Genomic DNA, 383 nt, shown 5'->3' with positions numbered 1-383 from the left:
GATAGCCCTGTTTTGCAGTTAAACCGTCTGCCTCAACAAAGCGGTCTACTTCAGAACCTGTAATGCCTGCAATCATGTCTATACTTCCATTTTCCATGGCAATCCCCATCTGTGTTGATTCCGTCAGCACATTAAAAACAATGCGGTCTGCATTGGCCGAATACATTGCCGGACTCAGACTCTCGTCCTTCTGCCAGTAATCATCTCTTTTAATTAATTCTAATGTAGATGAGGCAATATAATTTCCCACCGCGTAAGGTCCTGTACCGCAGGAGGAAGTAGCAAAGCTGTCGCCGCTTGCTTCATGAGCTGTCTTAGAGACAATATATACGTTAGTGAGTGCGTATTCCCAGACTCCCAGGCTGTTGGAAGATGTTTTCAGC

General features: G+C 45.4%; 1 protein-coding gene. It reads right to left on the bottom strand.

The features are described from left to right. Nucleotides 1-250, bottom strand: a 250-nt coding sequence (locus NE664_15675; protein MCQ4728073.1) for a hypothetical protein, incomplete at its 3' end; no start/stop codon positions are given. Nucleotides 251-383: the final 133 nt, after the last annotated feature.

It is taken from the genome of Anaerotignum faecicola (assembly GCA_024460105.1).
Classification (GTDB): domain Bacteria; phylum Bacillota; class Clostridia; order Lachnospirales; family Anaerotignaceae; genus JANFXS01.
Note: the sequence above shows the minus strand (reverse complement) of the source record. Positions and strands in the feature narration are given on the sequence as shown.